The organism is Hymenobacter humi (assembly GCF_042665855.1).
Lineage (GTDB): Bacteria > Bacteroidota > Bacteroidia > Cytophagales > Hymenobacteraceae > Hymenobacter > Hymenobacter humi.
Map to the genome: position 1 here is coordinate 2,684,390 of NZ_JBHTEK010000001.1, position 19,322 is coordinate 2,703,711.

A 19,322-nucleotide genomic window follows, 5' to 3' on the forward strand; every position below is an offset into this window, starting at 1 on the left:
CGCTGCTTACTCCATCTCCGCCGGATGGTTCTGCATGGCCGGTACAGGCAAGTGAGCAGGATGGCCGGTCTCCGGATGCGGGTTGAGCTCGTCGAAGAAGTCTTCGAACAGGGACTGCAGCATGCCGTCTTTTAGCCCAATGTCGGGCACGAGCATGCTGTTAATGCCGGCCCATTCCATGGCCGAGAGGTAGATATGCCCGGCCGGCACGATGACATCGGCCCGGTCGGGGTTGAGCATGGCCACATTCACGCGCTGCTCCATGCTCAGGCCGGAGAGGCGCGTGAGGATGGTGTCGATGCTGCGCTTGGTGATGGGCTTGTTGGGCGCGGCCGGCGAGAGGCTGTAGATTTTGTTGATGTTGCCGCCCGTGCCGATGGCGCGGGTGACGTGGTGCTTGCGGGCGTGCTCGCGCACCCAGGCTTCCATCCGGGCCCAGAGCTCGGCTTGGGCTTCGGTGTTGGCGTCGCCGCTTTCTTCCTGCTGCATCCGGCGAATTGAGCCGATTTCGAACGACTGGGCGGCCACCTTGCGACGGTCGTGGTAGATGTTGAACTCGGTGCTGCCGCCACCCACGTCGATGTGTAGGTAGTGCTTGTTGTCTTCGAGCAGGTGCTCGATGACGCGGTTGATGAAAAAGGCTTCGTCCTGGCCGTCAATCACCTTGATGTCCATGCCCAACTCCCGATGCACGCGGGCCTTGATGGCCGCGCCGTTGCTGGCCGAACGCATGGCCGACGTGGCACACACCAGGTAGTGGCAGACTTCGTGCACCTCCATCAGCAGCTTCAGCGAGTGCAGAAACTTGACAAACTTTTCTTCTTTGGCCGGCGATATCTGACCGGAGGCAAACACGTCTTCGCCCAGACGCATGGGAAAGCGCACGTACTCCACGCGCTTGAGCCGGTAGCGTCCTTCGTAATAAAGTACCGCCGATATCTGGCACCGAACAGCGTTTGACCCTATATCGATGGCGGCAAGTTTGCGAAGCGGATAATTCATAAGTACGAAATTACGGCACAATGGCTACGGGCAGTACATTGGGCCGCCAATCCTTTTCTGGCGCCCTTGCAATATGCCCGCAGCTAATCTGGAATATCTGAATGCACCGGTTCCGGCCTGGATTGGTGCGCTCTTCGTAGGCTGTACGGGGCTAACGGCCTTGCTGTTGGGCCGAGCCGTATGCCGGGCTGGCGGGAACCCCTGCGATACTGGCTGCTCACCGGAGTTTGGCTGGCCGTGCAGGCTGCCCTGGCGGTGGCCGGCTTCTACCAAACGCACCTTGAGGCGCTGCCGCCGCGCCTGGTAGTGGGCGCCATTCTGCCCGCGGTGTTATTGATGGTGGCTGTTATGGTTTCGGCACGGGGTCGCCGCTGGATAACGCGCTTGCCAATGGCCGATTTGGCAGCTATCAGCGTGGTGCGGGTGGGCGTGGAGCCTGGGCTTGTATGCCCTGGCGGCATACCGCCTGGTGCCTGAGCTGATGACGTTTGAAGGCCGCAACTTCGACATTCTGGCGGGACTCACGGCGCTGGTGGTGGAAGGATTGTTGCGCCGCCAGCAGCTGGGCCGGGGCTGGCTGCTGGCGTGGCACGTGGCGTCGTTGGCCCTGCTGGCCAATATTGTGGGACTGGCCTTGCTCGCGGCCCCAACACCCGCGCAGCAATTAGCCTTCGAGCAGCCCAACGTGGCCGTGATGCGCTTTCCCTTTGTGTGGCTGCCGGCGTTCATTGTGCCGGTGGTGCTGTTCAGTCACGTGGCCAGCCTCTACAAAATGCTGCGTCCGCGCCCCGAGCAAACTCCTGGGATGACGCAAGCAGACCGCTCGCGACTTGAACTATTATATTGAGCCACAATCGGGGAACACACGAATCCGTAAGCTTCCACAAGCCGCACTTGCTGCGCTACTTGTCGATGTTGAAGCCCAGCCCAAACTGGAGGAGCGTGCTTTCCTTTGACTGCTGGTAGGAGATGGAAAAAGCCAGGGTTTCTACCACTGGCGCGATGTAAAATCCGCCGCCGTAGCCCGAGTGCCAGCCGTCGGGCGAATTGCCCTGGTAGTACACCCGGCCCTGGTCGTAGAAGCCAAAGATGCCGTAGTAAAAAGGCAGAAAACCGTTCTTGACCTGGCCCAACGCCACGCGCAACTCAGTGTTGTAGTAGAGGCTGGCGTCGCCGTTGAAGCGGTTGCGGTAGTAGCCCCGCAGGCCCTCGCGCAAGCCCAGGGAAGTGAACTTGTAGAAGGGAATGTCCTGGCTCGGCCCGTAGTTTTTGGCCCCGCCACCTTTTACCACCAGCGTGATGGGGAGCAGCAGCTTGGCCGTGCCGTAGTACTCGGCAAAGCCCTGCGTGAGGCCGAAGGTGCTTTGCGGGCCCGAGAGCTGGCGATACGTTTCGTGCTGGGCCCGGAGGCGCACGCCGTGTCGGGCAAATGCCTGGCGGTCGCGCAGGTCGAGGTCCAACACGGCATTTAGCCCAACCAGGCGCTGCAGGCTGGAATTGGGCCGAATCTGTTCCGTGCCGGGCGTTGTTTCCAATGAGCCCAGGTAGCTGGCGGGCGCAAAGTCGGTGACGTAGTACTCGAAAGCCGGGCCCACCCGGATAAGGCTGCGCTGCCAAAACGTGCGTTCCAGGAAGGCGTTGAGCGTGAAGCCGCGGTACCGGGCCCGGTAAAACTTGTTGTCATATTGGTCCTGGTCGAGCGTGGTGTTGTTGCCCAGGCCAAAGAAATTGTAGTAGGGAAAGAAGTTGCCGTAGCTGGCTTCGGCGCCGGCATCGACCTTGCCGATGGCGTAGCGGTGGCGGGTGCCCACGGTGAGCTGCCGCTGCCCGCCCGTGCTGGCTTCGGCGTTGATGGAGTACCGGCTTTGGTAGCCGGGCTTGCGGAAGCCCGGGCGCAGAAAGGTGACGCCCGCGCTGGCCGTGAAGCCGTCGTTGCGGTTGTAGCCCAGGCCGATGCTGGGCCGGTAGGTGTTGTACTCAAACTGCTCCCGGTCGTAGGCATTCACACCTACTCGGGTGCTGGTGCGGTTGTCCGATTCCGGCCCCAGTTTCAGGTCGGTATCGGGCACGTCGTACACCTTGGTTTTGGAGCGCAGCCCGCCCGCACGCGAGTCGTCGGCAATCCGGTCCTTGCCGTCGCCGCCGATGACGCGCACCAGAATGCTGTGGTTGCCGCCCTCGCCCGTAACGGTAAATATGTCCCGGCCGTCGAGGCCGTACAGGCACACTTCCTCAGTTTCGTTGGGCTGAAACGTGCGGTCAAAAAGGGCCGCGCCGTTGGGCCCGTCGCCCTCTTTGGCGCGGTCAAACATCTGGACGCGCACCTGCCCCGTGGGCAGCCGGTTCACCAGAAACACCTCGCCTTTATTGCTGCCCACCACGTCGACCCGCTTGGCCAGCAAAAGGTAGTAGTCATCCAGCGCCTTTGGCAATTTCTGAATACGCGACTTTAACTTACGGTTGAGGTCGTTGCCAGATAAGGTCTGAATTTCAGCAGGTAGTTTAGCAGTGGCTTCATCAATGGCGGCGGGGGTGAGGCGGGCCTGCAGGTACTTGGCGGCCTCCTGCCACTGCTCCCGGCTGAGGCCCTGGAGCAGGAAGCGGTCGAGGTGGCGAGCCGGCCAGTTGAGGCTTTTCAGGTCGTGGAAATCTTCCTGGAAATCCTCGATGCTGGGCACGGCCCACTCGCGGTTGGCGAGGTAGGTGAGCAGGCCATTCCAGAGGGTGAAGCTCTGGTCGCGGTCGCGCGGGATGGGGCGGTAGAGCACGCGGCCATCGGCCTGTTTGTAGCCGGCCCACTTCCAGTTGTCTTCGTGCTTGCCGAAGTCGGCCACCAGCATGTCGAAGGCGCGGGCGCGGGCCAGGGCGGGCGCATCGATGCGGTTGTCGTTGTCTTTATACAGCTTGCGGAAGAAGCTGAAGCTGCGGGTTACCTCATCGGAGTTGCCAAAGCCGGGCAGGTTGGGCTTGGGGTCCTTGGGGCTGTCTTCGAGGGTGCCGAGCAGGCCGGCGTACTGCTCGCGGTAGGGGCCGAGCCTGCTGGTTGTCGGGCAGGCGAAACAGGCGGGGCCGGGCGTGCAGAATATCGGTCTTATCGAGCAGCGCGCCGGTGACCAGTGCCGAGTACGGGTGGGCCGTGGCCGTGATGTCGCGGAGCACATCGGCCGCTACCGAATTGCGCAGCTCGGGCGGGAGAATGCGGGTTACGTCCTTGTCTACGGAGCGGAACACGTACTCGGAGCTGTCGGCCGCAATGAGCTTAAGGGACGTGGTTTGGCGGCCGCCGCCCTTGCCGTAAGGGCGCAGGCCGCCTTTCTCGGTGGCCAGGTCCAGCGTGGGCACGGCCACGGGCTGCAGCCACGACGAGCGGTAGTTGCTGCCCAGGAACAAGCGCTTCGCCCCAGTGCCTTTGTATTCGGGGCCGGGCACCACGGTCGTAGTGGGCTGGAAGGGCGCATCGGGCTTGGCTTCGGCCTCGGTTTTGGCCGCGCCGGGGCAGTCGGACAAGAAAGGATTGACGGGGGCCTGCGTGCCCGCACTGGCCACGCAAGCAGAGCGGAACAACGTGGTGGTGAAAGCTTCCTTTACCGGTTCCGCGGCGGCCCCGAAGGTGTAAAAATGCGTTTTCACCGTGCCGTCGGCGTAGTATTCCAGGGTAGAATAGCCGTCTTCGCTTTTGCTGTAGAGGGCCGCGCCCTGCGGGCCCACGTGCTGGTTTTCGGCAAAGCTACCGCTCACCAGGTGGTAGTTGCCCTGAAAGGGCGTGAGCTGCAGGCTATAGTCGTGCGCGGCGGCGTACACCACGCCGGGGTTGCTTTGCAGGGTATTCAGCAGCTCTTTGCGCAGCTCCTGGTAGCGCGGGTTGGCGAGGTCGCGCGGGGAGCCCACGTTCTGGCGGTAAGCAGCGTAGATAGTGCCGAGCACGGGCGGGCTGAGGTGGCGCGAGAGGGGCTGGCTGCCACCATACACGCCGTTGCTCAGAACGGGGTGGTGGCCCACGAGCAGCAGGTTACGGCCCTTGGTGTCGGCGATAATGTCCTGCAGCTGCTCGCGGAATTCCTCTTTCGTGAGGGTTTTGCAGTCGGTGTCCGGGGCCTCAGGGCGGTCGAAGGGGTGCGTAAACCATGGGGTGTTGATGGCCACCAGGCGCACCAGCGGGGCCACGTCTACTACTTCGGGACCGGGGCAGCCGTTGGTGGGCAGAAAGGCATTTTGGCCGGGCAGCTGCTTTTCGATGTACTTCTCGAGGCGGCGCACGGCTTTCAGGCCCGCCGGGCCGGAGTTGGCCCAGTCCTTATCGCCGGGCAGAAAGTAGATTTTGCCCTGGGGCAGGCCTTTTACCAGGGCAATCAGGGCATCGGCGCGGCTGCGGTCGGCCTGGGCCAGGGCCGAGTCGCCTTTGGCCGCCAGCCCGGTGTTGCTCACGATGTCGCCCAGGTGAACCACGGTGAACGGGCCGGGTTGCTGCTCCAGGGTTTGGCGCAGCTGCCGGAGGCGTTCGGCGGGCAAGTTGGGCTGGGCCGTGTTCCCCAACAGGAACACCGTGTGAGCCGGCTGGGATACTTGCGCGTGCGCAAAACCAGCCAGCAATAGGCCCCCGGCCAGTAAGAACGGTAAAAAACGATGCATAAACAGTGAGATATATCGTGTCTTACGGCCTTTAGCCCGAAAAGTAGGGCAATAGGTACGCGAAAATCCCAACCCTTGGTTGTGCGGCGCAGCTACGCCTCTGCAGCAGCTGCTATTGCGGTATGCAGACCTGGAATATTTAGGTGAATAAAAAGCAGCGACGCCACCCTGGGCGCCTGTGCTTTATTCCTGCTCAAGTTGGGCTATAGCGCCCTTACTCCGCGGCCAGCTCCCTCAAAATCCTGGGCACTCCCGTGGTGGCGGCTTCGGCCACGTACCGCACCCCGCGCCGGCCAGCCGCAGGCTGGTGTGGGTCGATGACGTAGACGGGGCAATTGGTGGGCGCGTAGTGCAGCAGCCCCGCGGCGGGGTATACCTGCAGGGAGGTGCCCACGACGAGCAGGACATCGGCCGTGCCGGCCACTTCGGCGGCCTGCTCAATCAGGGGTACCAGCTCGCCGAACCACACGATGTGGGGGCGCAGCGCCCGCCGTCGGGGGCGAGGTCGCCCACCCGGATGTCGCCGGGGCACTCGTACACCAGCGTTTCGTTTTTAATAGAACGCATCTTGTTCAGCATGCCGTGCAAGTGGATGACTTCGGAAGAGCCGGCGCGCTCGTGCAGGTCGTCCACGTTTTGCGTGATGACGGTGACGCGCCAGCCCGGTGCCTCTTCGAAGCCGGCCAGGGCCAGGTGGGCCGCGTTGGGCTCCACGGTGCGGGCCTGCGCCCGGCGCTGGTTGTAGAAATCGAGCACCAGGGCGGGGTTGCGGGCAAAGCCTTCGGGCGAGGCGACGTCTTCCACGCGGTGGTTTTCCCAGAGGCCGTTGGAATCGCGAAAGGTGCGGATGCCCGACTCGGCCGAAACGCCGGCGCCGGTGAGCACAACGAGGTGTTTAGTGGCAGACATAGCAGAAGTAAAATAAGCATGAACAGCTAGAAACGTTAAAACCGGCTCCCGGGGTACCGCCGGGGCGCCAGGCAAGCGCACAAAGCAACGCAAAATGCCCGCATATGCGGCGGGCCCGAACAAACACGAGCTAAGCCGCAGGCGAAGCCAGGCGGCGGGTACCTTTGCTACGCCGCCACGAGCCCGCCCTATGATTCGCACTGTAATATTTGACATGGATGGTGTCATCATCGACACCGAGCCCCTGCATCACCGCGCCTTCTTCACACAATTTGCCGAGCTGGGCCTGGCCATTACCGAGGCCGAATACGCGACGTTTCTGGGTGGCTCAACGCGCAACGTGTTTCAGCGGCTGCAGCAGGAATACGGCTTAACCCAGGACGTGGAAAGCCTGCTCTTGCGCAAGCGCGCCGTGTTTAATCAGCTCTTCGACGAAGATGCCGACCTCGACCTGCTGCCGGGCGTGCGCGCGCTCATCGAAAACTTGCGGGCCCACGGCGTGCGCCTGGTGGTGGCGTCGTCGGCGTCGAAGGCGACCATTGCGCGGGTGTTCCAGCGGTTTGCGCTGGGGCCGTATTTCACGCACGTCGTCAGCGGCGAAGACTTTGTGCGCTCCAAGCCCGACCCGGCCATCTTCCGGCACGCGGCGGCCCTGGCCGAAACGCCCGTGGCCGAGTGTCTTGTCATCGAAGACTCCGCCAACGGTGTGACGGCGGCCAAGGCAGCGGGCATCTACTGCATCGGCTACGCCAGCCCGCACTCAGCGGGCCAGGACCTGCGCCACGCTGACCGCATCATCCAGCACTTCTCGGAGTTGAGTCCGGCCAGCATCGTCGCTGGTTGAGCTATTTGAAATTGAGCTAATTAATTTCTGGTCAGCTGGACTGCTGGCCTGGGCGTGTAATCCCAGCACCGGCGCATTAGCTCAACTACCGTTTCGGCAAAGTGACCGCCAAGCCTCACCGGTAGCAGAGCGACGACCAGAAGATGACCAGAAAGGGTAGGGAACAGGCCCGGCTCGCAGCCTAAAAGCTCTTGAGCTCATCCGCCCCGAAGTCCCATTCTGGCGTAGTCAGGATGTCGCTTTCTGTGTCTACCGCAAACCAGGCGCTGCGGCCTTCGTCGGGTTGCAGCAGGTGCATGTCCTGGGCCGGCATGTAGCTCTGGGCCAGCAGCATAAACTTGCGGTGGGTCTTCATGTTTTCGGCCACGTCCACTACCAGCACGGCATGGCCCGGCGCGCCGCCATGAATGAGCACGTCGCCCGGCTGCACCGCGCCCAGCGGCTTGCTGGCAAGCTCGCGGCTGAGCGAGAGCGTGCCCGCGTAGCCGAATGTGGGGATGAGGTAACGCGCCAGCGCCGCGTGCGTGGGTAGTTCGGCGGGCCGCTTGGCGGGGAGAACTTCTTCGCCCACCACCTTAAAGGTCTTGCCCGCGACAAAGTCGGAAAACCAGAAGTCGTAGCCCGTGGTGAAGTGAAAATGCACCTTGTTGGGGTCATGGCTGAAGACGTACTCGGCCCGCAGGCGGATAACGGCGTCGGCGCATTGCTGCAGGTCCTGTGTGCCGGTGTCGATGTTGACCACGGCCGCCACCACTTCCTGCCGGGCCTTGCGGGCGCCGAGGTAGGTGCGGGCCACGGTGCCGGCCGGCTGTAGCGGCAGCCACCGCAGCCACTCGCCCCAGGAGCCCGCTGCCACGGGTATGCGCTGGCACCCGGCCGGAGCCGGAAAGCGCACCGCCAACGACTGTCGGGCCTGGGGCGGCGTGGGCAGCCACAGGTACTTCAAGCCCGGCGGCCGGCTAAGCAGTGATGTGGGCGGCTGCTCTCTGTAATCATCAGCAGATGTGCCGGGTTGAGCTGATTCTGCCGGTTTCGGGTTGGCGCAGGCCAGTAGCGCAAGAGCGGCCAGAGGAATAAATACGCGCTTGGTCATCGGTCGCAGGGTACGAAAAAGCCCGCACGAAGCGGGCTTTTACATCTCAATATTGCGGACCTAACGTATTTAGACCCAGGTTTATTTTGCCTTGGCCGGCGCTTTTTTAGCAGCGGGTTTGGTGGCCGATTTAGCGGCTGGTTTTTTCTTCGCTGCGGGCTTCTTGGCGGCCGGCTTTTTCTTGGCCGGCGTGTCGGCTTTTTCCTCCTTGGCGGCGGGGGCGGCCTTCTTGCCGAAGCGGCCGCCTTTGGCAGGCTTGTCGGGCGTGGCATCGGCCAGCTCCTGGCATCGCTCCAGCGTCAGCTCGGTGGGCTCTTCGCCTTTGGGGATTTTAACGTTCTTCTTGCCCGCCACGATGTAGGGGCCGAAACGACCGTTCAATACCTGTATATCAGGGTTTTCGGGGAAGGACTTGATGAGGCGCTCGGCGTCGGTTTTGCGCTTTAGCTCAATCAGGGTCACGGCCTCCTCAGCGGTGATGGTGTGCGGGTCCTGCTCCTTGGTGAGGGAGAAAACTTGCTGTCGTGGCGCACATAAGGGCCAAAGCGGCCCAGGTTGGCCGTCATGTCCTTGCCTTCAAACTCGCCCACCACGCGCGGCAGCTTGAACAGGTCCAGCGCTTCTTCCAGCGTGATGCTTTCGATGAACTGGCCTTTGCGCAGGTTGGCGTAGGCGGGCTTGGTTTCGCCTTCGGTGTCGCCCAGGGCCACGTAGGGGCCATAGCGGCCCAAGCGGGCGGTGATTTTCTCGCCCGTCTCGGGGTGCACGCCGATTTCGCGGGTGCTGCCCAGGGTGCTGCGCTCGATGTCCTGCCCGGCCTCGATGGTCGCGTGGAACTTGCCGTAGAAGCCGGTCAGCATCTGGGTCCAGTCCTCCAGGCCGTTGGCAATCTGGTCGAACTCGTCTTCCACCTTAGCCGTGAACTGGTAGTCCACAATCACGGGGAAGTGCTCCACCAAAAAGTCGTTCACCACCATGGCCGTATCCGTGGGAAACAGCTTGGCTTTTTCAGCGCCGTAGTTCTCGGTTTTGACTTCGGTGCTCACCGCGCCGCCGTCCAAGGTGAGCACGTGGAAAGCACGCTCCTTGCCCTCGCGGGTGTCTTTCTCCACGTAGCCGCGCTTTTGCACCGTGCTAATGGTAGGCGCATAGGTCGAAGGCCGGCCGATGCCCATTTCCTCGAGCTTCTTCACCAGCGAAGCCTCGGTGTAGCGCGCCGGGGGCGACGAAAACCGCTCGGTGGCGCTTAGCCGCTGCAGGGGCAAAACCTGGCCCACGTTCAGCGGCGGCAAGCCCCGCGAGAAGCTCGATTCGCCGTCTTTGGCGTCCTCTTCCTCGTCTTCGTCGTCCTTGCTCTCGGCGTACACTTTCAGGAAGCCCTCGAAGGTGATAACCTCGCCGGTAGCCGTGAACGTGGTGCCCGGCTGCGTGCTGATGCCAATAACGGCCGTGGTGCGCTCAATCACGGCTTCCGACATCTGCGAGGCCATGGCGCGCTTGCGAATCAGGTCGTACAGGCGCTGCTCCGAAGCATCGGAGCCCGCTTTTACGGCGCTGAAGTCGGTGGGCCGAATGGCTTCGTGGGCCTCCTGGGCCGAAGCCGACTTGGTTTTGAAGGTGCGGGTGTGGTGATACGCGGCGCCGTAGGATGCCGTGATGGCCGCCTGCGCGCCCGCCATGGCTTCCTGCGAGAGGTTCACCGAGTCGGTCCGCATGTAGCTGATTTTACCGGCTTCGTACAGCTTCTGAGCCACGCTCATTGTCTGGGCCACCGAAAAGCCGAGCTTGCGCGAGGCTTCCTGCTGCAGGGTAGAGGTAGTGAACGGCGCAGCCGGGCTGCGCTTGCCAGGCTTCTTGTCGAGGCTCTCAATCTGATACGTGGCCCCGATGCAGCGCTCCAAAAACGCCTCAGCTTCGGCCCGTACCTTATAACGAGTGGGTAGTTCGGCTTCGAGCACGGCGCCGCGGCCGGCATCGAAGCGGGCCACGATGCGGTAGGCACTGGTAGACAAGAAATGAGCGACTTCGCGCTCCCGCTCCACCACCAGGCGCACGGCTACCGACTGCACCCGGCCGGCCGAGAGGCCCGGCTTTACTTTTTCCAGAGCACGGGGCTCAGCTCAAATCCCACGAGGCGGTCGAGCACGCGGCGGGCCTGCTGGGCATTCACCAGGTTCTGGTCGACTTCGCGCGGGTTGGCAATGGCGCCGAGAATAGCACTTTTAGTGATTTCGCGGAATACAATGCGCTTGGTCTTGGCGCCGGGCAGGTTCAGGGTTTCGGCCAGGTGCCGCCTGATGGCTTCGCCTTCGCGGTCGTCGTCACTCGCCAACCAGACCATTTCGGCTTCCTTGGAAAGTTTTTTAGTTGGGCAATCAGCTCGCGTTTGTCGGGCGATACCACGTAAGTGGGCTTAAAACCATTGGCTATATCAATGGCATTATTGTCCTTTGGCAAGTCGCGCACGTGCCCATAACTGGAGCGCACCACGAAATCCTGGCCGAGGTAGCCTTCTATGGTTTTGGCCTTGGCCGGCGACTCGACGATAACTAAATTCTTGACCATGTGGGCAGCTAAAGGGAAACGGCAGGCGAAAGCAGGCGGTGGGAAGTGAAACGGCCAGCCGTAGGGAAATGTTGAAATTGGCCGCAAAGATGCCGGATAATTCCTGGCGGCAAGGCAACTCCCATTTACAAGGCCGCGCGGCGCCCCTTGAAACAGGGCCGCGGGATAGGGGAGTTCATTCGCTTAGCACAGCGGTGTATCTTTGCTTATTCCGGGTTCTTACCCGTACTTCGCCTTTCCAACTTTGCCCTCCTTTCATCAGCTTGATTCCTATATTATATGGCTTCCCCCAAGACTCCGCAATCTAAGCCGCGTCGCTCCCCCGCGACAGACGCGACGGCCGATGTCATCGGTGGAAAGCCGGACGCCGGAGCCGTTTCGGCTCTTGACTTCGTTCGTACCAACAACGACCTGACCCGCAAAAAGGGCGGCTCGCGCGGTTCGGTCGATACCCAGGACCCGGGCTATGTCAATGACCAGCTCAACCGCGTGCTCTACGCGCTCGACGCCTTCAAAAAGGCGACGTGTCGGTGCGCCTGACCAAGCAGAACGACGACATCTTCGCCGAAATCGCCGAAGCCTACAATTCCATGGTGGAAATGATTGGCGGGGTAGGCGGCGAGGTGTCGCGCATCTCCAAGGTGGCCGGGGTAGAAGGAAACCTGAAGGCCCGCGCTTCGGCCGATGGCGCCGCGGGCTTCTGGCGCGACATGCTTACCAACATCAACGGCTTGGTGGACAGCATCGCCGTTCCGGTATTGGAAGTAGGTAAGGTATTGAAGAACATCAGCCGCGGTAATCTGGACGAAAGCTTCCAGATTCCAGTATCGGGCGACTTCAAGCTGATGGCCGAGACCATCAACAAAACCATCGACAACCTGAACATCTTCGCCGGCGAGGTAACCCGTGTGGCGCAGGAAGTAGGTACCGAAGGCAAGCTGGGTGGACAAGCCAGCGTACCCAACGTAGGCGGCATCTGGAAAGACCTGACCGACAACGTAAACAACATGGCCTCGAACCTGACTTCTCAGGTACGAGACATTGCCAACGTGGCAACTGCCGTAGCCAAGGGCGACTTGACCCAAAAGGTAACGGTTGATGTAAAAGGCGAATTCCTGCAGCTGAAGCAGAACCTGAACCAGATGGTGGACTCGCTCAACCTGTTTGCCGGCGAGGTAACCCGCGTGGCTCAGGAAGTGGGAACGGAAGGGAAGCTCGGCGGTCAGGCCAGCGTGCCAAACGTGGCCGGCGTGTGGAAGGACCTGACGGATAACGTAAACAACATGGCCAGCAACCTGACAAGTCAGGTGCGGGACATTGCCAACGTAGCAACCGCGGTAGCCAAAGGCGACTTGAGCCAGAAAGTAACCGTCGATGTAAAAGGCGAGTTGCTCCAGCTCAAGCAGAACCTGAACCAGATGGTGGACTCGCTCAACCTGTTTGCCGGCGAGGTAACCCGCGTGGCTCAGGAAGTAGGCACCGAAGGCCGCCTCGGTGGTCAGGCCTCCGTGCCCAGCGTGGCTGGTGTGTGGAAAGACTTGACCGACAACGTAAACTACATGGCTAGTAACCTTACCAGCCAGGTACGTGACATTGCCAACGTAGCAACGGCGGTAGCCAAAGGCGACTTGACGCAGACGGTAACCGTCGATGTAAAAGGTGAATTCCTGCAGCTCAAGCAGAACCTGAACCAAATGGTGGCGTCCCTGAACCTGTTCGCCGGCGAGGTAACTCGTGTGGCGCAGGAAGTAGGAACGGAGGGTAAGCTGGGTGGTCAGGCCAGCGTGCCCAACGTGGCCGGTGTATGGAAAGCCCTCACCGACAACGTAAACGACATGGCCGCGGCTCTAACCTCGCAGGTACGAGACATTGCCAACGTGGCAACCGCCGTAGCCCGCGGCGACTTGAGCCAGAAGATGACGGTAAACGTGAAGGGCGAAATCCTGGAGTTGAAGAACATCCTCAACCAGATGGTGGACTCCCTGAACATCTTCGGTGACGAGGTAACCCGCGTGGCCCGCGAAGTAGGAACGGAAGGAAAGCTCGGCGGACAGGCCGTGGTGCCCCGCGTAGGTGGTACCTGGAAGGAGTTGACCGACAACGTAAACACGATGGCGAGCAACCTGACCTCGCAGGTACGAGACATTGCCAACGTAGCTACTGCCGTATCGAAAGGTGACTTGAGCCAGAAGATTACGGTAGACGTAAAAGGCGAACTGCTGGACCTTAAGGACAACCTTAACCAGATGGTGGACTCCCTGAACATCTTCGCCGGCGAGGTAACTCGGGTGGCTCGTGAGGTGGGCACCGAGGGTATCCTGGGCGGTCAGGCCAACGTGCCCCGCGTAAGCGGAACCTGGAAAGATTTGACGGACAACGTGAATACAATGGCCTCGAACTTGACCTCGCAAATGCGCGACATTGCCAACGTGGCAACCGCGGTTGCTAAAGGCGACTTGAGCCAGAAAATCACGGTTAACGTGCGCGGTGAGCTGCTGCAGTTGAAGGAAAACCTCAACGAAATGGTGGACTCCCTGAACACCTTCGGTGACGAAGTAACCCGCGTGGCCCGCGAAGTAGGTACTGAAGGCAAGCTGGGCGGCCAAGCCAAAGTGCCCAACGTACGCGGCACCTGGAAAGACCTCACCGACAACGTAAACACGATGGCCAGCAACCTGACCTCTCAGGTGCGAGACATTGCCAACGTGGCCACGGCCGTATCGCGCGGCGACTTGAGCCAGAAGGTATCGGTAAACGTCAACGGCGAGCTGCTCGACCTGAAAGACAACTTGAACCGAATGGTGGACTCCCTGAACATCTTCGCCGGCGAGGTAACCCGCGTGGCGCAAGAGGTGGGCACCGAGGGCAAGCTGGGTGGTCAGGCTTCGGTACCCAGCGTGGCTGGTGTGTGGAAGGAACTCACCGACAACGTAAACTACATGGCATCGAACCTCACCACGCAGGTGCGGGGCATTGTGAAAGTAGTAACCGCGGTATCGAAGGGTGACTTGACCCAGAAACTGACCCTGCAAGCCAAAGGCGAAGTAGCCGAGCTGGCCGACACTATCAACCGAATGGTGGACGACCTGAACCGCCTCGCCGTCGAAGTAAGCCGCGTGGCGAAAGTGGCCGGTGTGGAAGGCAAGCTGACCGAACGCGCCACCGTGGGCGGCGTGTCGGGCTCCTGGAAAGAACTGGTGGACACGCTCAACGCCCTGCTCGAATCCATTGCCTCGCCGGTACTGGAAGTGAGCCGCGTGGTACGAGCAATCTCGGAAGGCGACCTGACCCAGCGCGTAGAAGTGCCCACCACGGGCGACATCCTGGCCATGTCCAACGCCCTTAACCTCGCCGTGGAGAACCTGAACGAGCCTGCTCGGCGAAATCAACGACTCGTCGCAGATTGTGGGTACATCTTCGGAAGAAATGGCCGGCAAAGGCCAGGAAATGAGTCGCGTAACCGTCGATGTGGCCTTGGCCATGCAGCAAATGGCCGAAGGCGCTCAGAACCAGGCTTTGAAAACCGACCAGGCCTTTAAGCTGATTGAAGAAATCATGCAGGCCACGAAGGAGACCGCCAACAAGGCCGACGTGGTGAACAAATCGGCTATCCTGGGTGAGCAGACCTCGCAGGCTGGGTCTGAAAACGGTGGCCGAAGTGGTGAAAAACATGGAAGAGATATCCAGCGCCGCTTCGCAAACCTCGCGCACCATTGAAGTACTGAGTACCCGGTCGGGTGAAATCAGCAAGTCGCTGGGCGTGATTACCGACATCGCCTCGCAAACCAACCTGCTGGCTCTGAACGCCGCCATCGAAGCCGCCCGCGCCGGGGAAGCCGGCCGTGGTTTCGCAGTAGTAGCCGAGGAAATCCGAAAGCTGGCCGAAGGCTCCCGCAAGTCGGCCAACGAAATTGCCACGCTGGTAGAGGACGTTCGCAAGGACACCACCTCGGCCGCAACCGCTATTTCGACCATGGAAAACCGAGTACTCAAAGGGAAGAACGCCACGTTCGAAGCCAGCTCGGCCTTTAAGAACATTGCGACCAGCTCGGGCGAAACGCTGCGCACCTCGCGCGACATTCTCACGGCTACCGAGGTACAGAAAACCTCGATTGGCGACGTAGTGAAGTACGTGGAAGAAGTGGTAGCCATTGCCGAACAGACGGCAACGGGTACGCAACAAGTCGCGGGTACCGCTAAGCAGCTATCGACGGCCATGCAAGAGCTCACCACCAGTTCGCAGCGCCTTACCGACATTGCCGATGACCTCCAGGCCGGCCTGGAAACCTTCCAGCTCAGCACCTACGAGCCGGAGCCCGCGCCGCTGCCGGTACGCCGGACCAGTGCCCGGGAAACCTACCGGAGCCGCGAGTCTTATGCCCCCGCGCCGCAGAATGGCGTGGCCGCCCGCCGCACGCAGTCCCGCAGCGAAGCAGCCCCGAGCCGGCCGAAACCACCCGCCGCAATGGCACTGCGCCCCGCAACGGCCGGGTAGCGGCCGCTGCTGCGGCGCCTGCCCCAGGGGCAGCCCGCCCCGAGCGGCGCCTGCGCCCGGTTGCAGCCGAAGCTTCGGCCCCATCGCCGGCTCCAGCAGCGCCCGCCACCCGGCAGGCCGCGGCGAAAGCCAAATCTGAATCGCCTAAAAACGGCAAAGGTCCGCAAAACGGCCAAGCCGAAAAGGACAACGCTTCCAAATCAAAAGCCAAAGCCAAGTAACCAGGAGCGAGTAGCCGGCCTGCACCAGTAGGGAGTCTTCCCGCCTGGATGTGCCGACTACTCGCCCTTGCTTATTGACTCCTAAGTACTGACCACAAAGTATATGGCCGAGATTGAATTAGCCTCACCCGCCCCCAAAGCCGAACGGGCGAAGCCCGCCGAACTGGTGCAGCTCATCGTGTTCCGTTTGGGCGATGAGGATTACGGCATTCGCATCGAACAGGTGAAGGAGGTGACCGTGACGCCCGAAGTGGCGCGCATGCCCAAAACGCCGCCCTTCATCAAGGGCATTGCCAACCTGCGCGGCGACATCATTGCCATCATCGACCTGGAAGAGCGGTTTCGGCTGCGGCCTGCCGGGCGGCCGCTGCCCGAGCGCAGCTACACCGTGGCCGTGGAAGCCGCCGACTATACCCTGGGCCTGATGGTGCGCGAAGTGCCCCGGCCCTTCACCCTGCCCCTAAGCCAGATTGAGCCGGCGCCTGAGTTCGTGCAGGACTCCAGCACCCGCGACAAGTACCTCGAAGGCATTGCCAAGCTGCCGGAAGGCGGCATCATCATCGTGCTCGACATGCGTAAGCTGCTCACCCCAAGCGAGGTGATGCGGCTGCCGGGCAAAGTGGCATCTTAGTAGCGTCCAGCCCGTACAAGGTGGTCCCGGGTGTGATAGCTCGGCCATAAAATTGATTTATCTCTATGTCTTCCAATACCATGAACAAGCGCATTCTCATCGTCGACGACTCATTCTACATGCGCACGATGCTCAAGAACATGCTCACCGACGCGGGCTATGAGGTAGTAGGCGAAGCCGCCAACGGGGCTCAGGCCCTGGAAATGGCCGCTTCGACTGAGCCCGACCTCATCACCCTCGACGTGATTCTACCCGACAACACCGGGCTGGACGTGCTCAAGAGCCTCCGCCAGATTCAGCCGTCTTCTAAGGTGGTGATGTGCAGCGCGGTAGGGCAGGAGGTGATAGTGAACGAGGCCATCGAGAACGGAGCCCTCGCGTACATCGTGAAGCCTTTCTCCGAAGAGAAGGTGCTGGAGATTGTTGGAGCCGCCCTGCAGAATGGCGCTACCGAACAGACGGCGTAAGGTGCGGTTTCAGCTTTCCGTTGTAAGGCAGCTCTCCGTCGGAAAGGATGGTGCAAGCGTGCGCGCGTCGGATTGTGAGATGGTTGAAAACATGAACTACGGCCGATGAAAACGCGCGACCAGGAGTACCGGGAGCTGTTCATGGCCGAAGCCCTGGAGTATTACGACTCCATGAGCCGGCACCTGAGCGAGCTGGAGCGTAACCCGAACGCGGGCCCGGCGCTCAACGAGCTGTTCCGCCTCATGCACAACCTGAAGGCCAACGCACGGGCGATGGGCTTCACGGACTTGGGCGAAGTAGCCCACCACCTCGAAACCCTGTTTGGCCTCATTCGGGACCAGGAGCGCACGTTTAGTGGACCTTTGATTCGGGTGGTTTTTGCCGGGGTCGATGCCTTGGGCAATATGATTCGGGCCGTGGGTGCCAATGAGGCCCTGCCCGATGCCACCGATTTGCTCGACAACCTTGACCGGCTGGTGCGCGGCGAAGAGCCCGTGCTGGAGGACGAGGAAACTGTGGATACCGACGAGGAATCCAACAAAAAAATGGAGCTTTCGGACCTGGTGTACATCCAGGTCAAGAAGCTCGACAACCTCCTGAACCTGGTAGGGGAACTGGTGATTGACCGTGACCGCATCATGACCCTGGCGCAGGAGCTCGACAATCCCGCTCTGCTCGCCACTGCCCAGCACCTGTTCCGCATCTCCGACGACTTGCAGTACAGCGTGATGGATGCGCGCCTGGTAGGCGTGGGGGTACTGCTCAATAAGTTTCCGCGGGTGGTGCGCGACGTGGCCGCCGTGGAAGACAAGCAGGTTGAGCTGACCATGAGCGGGCAGGACGTGCAGATTGACCGCAATATTCTGCAAATCATCACCGACGCGCTGCTGCACCTGGTGCGCAACGCCGTCAGCCACGGCCTCGAAACCACCGAGCAGCGTCTCAAAACAGGCAAGCCCGCCGTGGGCCAACTTACCCTCTCGGCCCTGACCGAGCGCGACGATGTGCTGATTCAGGTGCGCGACGACGGCCGCGGCATCGATACCGAAGCCGTGCGCCGCAAAGCCGTGGAGCGCGGCCTGACCACCGCCAAAGCGGCCGCCAAGCTGGACGAAAAGGCCGTGTGGGCTTTTCTCTTCGAGCCGGGCTTCTCCATGGCCCAACAAGTGACCGACATCTCGGGCCGCGGCGTGGGGCTGGATGTGGTGAAGCTGGCGCTCGACTCCCTGGGCGGCCAGCTGCGAGTGGAGTCGGAGCTTGGGCAGGGCACCACGTTTACGCTGGTGCTTCCGACTTCCATCGCCGTGAAGGGCGCCCTGCTGGTGGAAGTAGACGAGCGGCCCTACGCGGTGCCGCTCATGCACACTGACACGGTACTGGCGCTCCATCCCGGGCAGATTTCGGTAGTGGGCGGCGTGCTCGTTACGCACTTTCACGAACAGGCGGTGCCGCTGGTGCCGTTGCGCCAGCTGCTTTTTGACGAGGGCGACGAACCATTGCCCCCGGCCAATAAAGACGACATGACCGGCCCCCAGCACGTGCTGGTGGTCACCTATAATAACCGCCGCCTGGGCTTGGTGGTCGACCGATTTATGCGCCAGCAGAACATCGTTATCAAACCACTCAGCAAGCCGTTGGATACCATTGACCTATTTGGGGGAGTAACGCTGCTCGGCAGCGGGCAGGTGTGCCTCGTACTCGATGTGCCTGCCCTCACCCGTTTGTTTCTAAACAAACGGCCCTAAACTCTCCTTTTACTCACCTCAGTACTCGCAGCTGCACTTCCCCTATTCTGACGTTATGGATTTATCGATGACCGACTTAGAGCGTGATATAATCCGCGAGATTTTGAACATTGGCCTGGCCCGCGCCGCCGATTCGTTCGCCGTTATTGCCCAGGAACGGGTGTTGCTGGAAGTGCCGAACATCGACTTGCTCGTCAGCGACGATATTCTGGTGCGGGTGCGCGAGTACCAGTCCCAGCACGTTCCCATTCAGTCCGACATTCGCGGCGATTTCAACGGCACGACGCTGATGTTCTTTTCAGGCCAGCACATTCAGCGGCTTTCCCGGGTTTGCTTGCGCATGAATGCGCCCGAGTCGCTGGAAGTAAACGAGCTACAGGAATCTTTGCTGCTCGAAATCAGCAATATCATCACGGGTGCCCTGGTCACGCAGCTGGCCAACATTCTGAAAGCCAACATCTACGGCGCGCCGCCCACGGCCCCGCGCGGCGATATTGCCGAAATCATGCAGGGCCTGCTGCCCCAGCACCAGTGCAGCCCCTGATTTTCTCGGTTATCACCCAGTTCTCGGATAAAGACAACATGGTGGAGCTGCCGCTGATGCTGTTTTTTGACCGGGCTACTTTCACCAAAATCCTGGAAATTATTCGCAGCTACGATTTCCTGGGCAGCCAGATGTCGGCTTAGCTGGAGCTGGTTGCTCAACTACTTTCACTCTAA

Annotated in this window: 17 protein-coding genes and 1 pseudogene; 12 read left to right on the forward strand and 6 right to left on the reverse strand. The window is 61.3% G+C overall.

Annotation, left to right across the window (positions count from 1 at the left end; translation table 11 throughout):
* Window positions 1–6: 6 nt before the first annotated feature.
* Complete coding sequence (locus ACFQT0_RS15110; RefSeq protein WP_380203937.1) at window positions 7–1,002, reverse strand: Ppx/GppA phosphatase family protein; 996 nt, start codon at window positions 1,000–1,002, stop codon at window positions 7–9.
* Window positions 1,003–1,182: 180 nt separating this feature from the next.
* Here ACFQT0_RS15110 and ACFQT0_RS15115 point away from each other — a divergent pair, with 180 nt between their 5' ends.
* Complete coding sequence (locus ACFQT0_RS15115) at window positions 1,183–1,479, forward strand: hypothetical protein (protein ID WP_380203939.1); 297 nt, start codon at window positions 1,183–1,185, stop codon at window positions 1,477–1,479.
* Entirely contained in the window at window positions 1,472–1,849 is a 378-nt protein-coding gene (locus ACFQT0_RS15120; protein WP_380203941.1) for a hypothetical protein, read from the forward strand. Before ACFQT0_RS15115 ends, ACFQT0_RS15120 begins: the two co-directional genes overlap by 8 nt.
* Window positions 1,850–1,904: 55 nt before the next feature.
* On the opposite strand, the gene ACFQT0_RS15125 is transcribed toward ACFQT0_RS15120, so the two are convergent.
* From ACFQT0_RS15125 to ACFQT0_RS15135, 3 genes are all read right to left on the reverse strand, one after another.
* A complete protein-coding gene (locus ACFQT0_RS15125; protein WP_380203943.1) occupies window positions 1,905–4,163 on the reverse strand; it encodes a hypothetical protein in 2,259 nt (752 codons plus the stop codon).
* Window positions 4,164–5,845: 1,682 nt separating this feature from the next.
* The gene (locus ACFQT0_RS15130; RefSeq protein ID WP_380203945.1) at window positions 5,846–6,100 is read right to left on the reverse strand and encodes a hypothetical protein; all 255 of its coding nucleotides are present in this window, start codon (window positions 6,098–6,100) and stop codon (window positions 5,846–5,848) included.
* A complete protein-coding gene (locus ACFQT0_RS15135; RefSeq protein WP_380203947.1) occupies window positions 6,073–6,540 on the reverse strand; it encodes a Sir2 family NAD-dependent protein deacetylase in 468 nt (155 codons plus the stop codon). Before ACFQT0_RS15135 ends, ACFQT0_RS15130 begins: the two co-directional genes overlap by 28 nt.
* Window positions 6,541–6,730: 190 nt before the next feature.
* Here ACFQT0_RS15135 and ACFQT0_RS15140 point away from each other — a divergent pair, with 190 nt between their 5' ends.
* On the forward strand, window positions 6,731–7,384 hold the full coding sequence (locus ACFQT0_RS15140) for an HAD family hydrolase (protein ID WP_380203949.1): 654 nt from the start codon (window positions 6,731–6,733) through the stop codon (window positions 7,382–7,384).
* Between the two features lie 181 nt (window positions 7,385–7,565).
* On the opposite strand, the gene ACFQT0_RS15145 is transcribed toward ACFQT0_RS15140, so the two are convergent.
* Together ACFQT0_RS15145 and topA are read right to left on the reverse strand one after the other, a co-directional pair.
* Window positions 7,566–8,477, reverse strand: coding sequence for a DUF4846 domain-containing protein (locus ACFQT0_RS15145; RefSeq protein WP_380203951.1), 912 nt, complete (start codon window positions 8,475–8,477; stop codon window positions 7,566–7,568).
* 81 nt (window positions 8,478–8,558) lie between these two features.
* Window positions 8,559–11,042 (reverse strand): annotated as a pseudogene (topA, locus tag ACFQT0_RS15150) (type I DNA topoisomerase).
* A gap of 279 nt (window positions 11,043–11,321) precedes the next feature.
* On the opposite strand from topA, the gene ACFQT0_RS15155 reads away from it, so the two are divergent.
* From ACFQT0_RS15155 to ACFQT0_RS15195, 9 genes are all read left to right on the forward strand, one after another.
* Window positions 11,322–11,582 carry a hypothetical protein gene (locus ACFQT0_RS15155; RefSeq protein WP_380203953.1) on the forward strand — a complete coding sequence of 87 codons (261 nt, stop codon included), beginning with the start codon at window positions 11,322–11,324 and terminating at the stop codon, window positions 11,580–11,582.
* Entirely contained in the window at window positions 11,567–14,581 is a 3,015-nt protein-coding gene (locus ACFQT0_RS15160; RefSeq protein WP_380203955.1) for a HAMP domain-containing protein, read from the forward strand. The genes ACFQT0_RS15155 and ACFQT0_RS15160 overlap by 16 nt, the downstream gene beginning before the upstream one ends.
* On the forward strand, window positions 14,559–14,759 hold the full coding sequence (locus ACFQT0_RS15165; protein ID WP_380203957.1) for a hypothetical protein: 201 nt from the start codon (window positions 14,559–14,561) through the stop codon (window positions 14,757–14,759). The genes ACFQT0_RS15160 and ACFQT0_RS15165 overlap by 23 nt, the downstream gene beginning before the upstream one ends.
* Complete coding sequence (locus ACFQT0_RS15170; RefSeq protein WP_380203959.1) at window positions 14,713–15,537, forward strand: methyl-accepting chemotaxis protein; 825 nt, start codon at window positions 14,713–14,715, stop codon at window positions 15,535–15,537. The genes ACFQT0_RS15165 and ACFQT0_RS15170 overlap by 47 nt, the downstream gene beginning before the upstream one ends.
* Window positions 15,538–15,861: 324 nt before the next feature.
* On the forward strand, window positions 15,862–16,389 hold the full coding sequence (locus tag ACFQT0_RS15175) for a chemotaxis protein CheW (RefSeq protein WP_380203961.1): 528 nt from the start codon (window positions 15,862–15,864) through the stop codon (window positions 16,387–16,389).
* A 65-nt stretch (window positions 16,390–16,454) separates the two neighbouring features.
* Window positions 16,455–16,856 (forward strand): response regulator, encoded by a 402-nt coding sequence (locus ACFQT0_RS15180; RefSeq protein ID WP_380203963.1) that lies wholly within the window; start codon window positions 16,455–16,457, stop codon window positions 16,854–16,856.
* Window positions 16,857–16,961: 105 nt separating this feature from the next.
* Window positions 16,962–18,602, forward strand: a complete 1,641-nt coding sequence (locus ACFQT0_RS15185) for a chemotaxis protein CheA (protein ID WP_380203965.1) — start codon at window positions 16,962–16,964, stop codon at window positions 18,600–18,602.
* 55 nt (window positions 18,603–18,657) lie between these two features.
* Window positions 18,658–19,146, forward strand: a complete 489-nt coding sequence (locus ACFQT0_RS15190) for a chemotaxis protein CheC (protein ID WP_380203967.1) — start codon at window positions 18,658–18,660, stop codon at window positions 19,144–19,146.
* Window positions 19,134–19,289 carry a hypothetical protein gene (locus ACFQT0_RS15195; RefSeq protein WP_380203969.1) on the forward strand — a complete coding sequence of 52 codons (156 nt, stop codon included), beginning with the start codon at window positions 19,134–19,136 and terminating at the stop codon, window positions 19,287–19,289. The genes ACFQT0_RS15190 and ACFQT0_RS15195 overlap by 13 nt, the downstream gene beginning before the upstream one ends.
* Window positions 19,290–19,322 lie beyond the last annotated feature (33 nt).

Coding starts and splice junctions, on each gene's coding strand:
- ACFQT0_RS15110 (WP_380203937.1), bottom strand. CDS start 1,002: ATGAATTATCCGCTTCGCAAACTTGCCGCCATCGATATAGGGTCAAAC.
- ACFQT0_RS15115 (WP_380203939.1), top strand. CDS start 1,183: ATGCCGGGCTGGCGGGAACCCCTGCGATACTGGCTGCTCACCGGAGTT.
- ACFQT0_RS15125 (WP_380203943.1), bottom strand. CDS start 4,163: ATGTGCTCCGCGACATCACGGCCACGGCCCACCCGTACTCGGCACTGG.
- ACFQT0_RS15135 (WP_380203947.1), bottom strand. CDS start 6,540: ATGTCTGCCACTAAACACCTCGTTGTGCTCACCGGCGCCGGCGTTTCG.
- ACFQT0_RS15140 (WP_380203949.1), top strand. CDS start 6,731: ATGATTCGCACTGTAATATTTGACATGGATGGTGTCATCATCGACACC.
- ACFQT0_RS15145 (WP_380203951.1), bottom strand. CDS start 8,477: ATGACCAAGCGCGTATTTATTCCTCTGGCCGCTCTTGCGCTACTGGCC.
- ACFQT0_RS15155 (WP_380203953.1), top strand. CDS start 11,322: ATGGCTTCCCCCAAGACTCCGCAATCTAAGCCGCGTCGCTCCCCCGCG.
- ACFQT0_RS15170 (WP_380203959.1), top strand. CDS start 14,713: ATGGAAGAGATATCCAGCGCCGCTTCGCAAACCTCGCGCACCATTGAA.
- ACFQT0_RS15175 (WP_380203961.1), top strand. CDS start 15,862: ATGGCCGAGATTGAATTAGCCTCACCCGCCCCCAAAGCCGAACGGGCG.
- ACFQT0_RS15180 (WP_380203963.1), top strand. CDS start 16,455: ATGTCTTCCAATACCATGAACAAGCGCATTCTCATCGTCGACGACTCA.
- ACFQT0_RS15185 (WP_380203965.1), top strand. CDS start 16,962: ATGAAAACGCGCGACCAGGAGTACCGGGAGCTGTTCATGGCCGAAGCC.
- ACFQT0_RS15190 (WP_380203967.1), top strand. CDS start 18,658: ATGGATTTATCGATGACCGACTTAGAGCGTGATATAATCCGCGAGATT.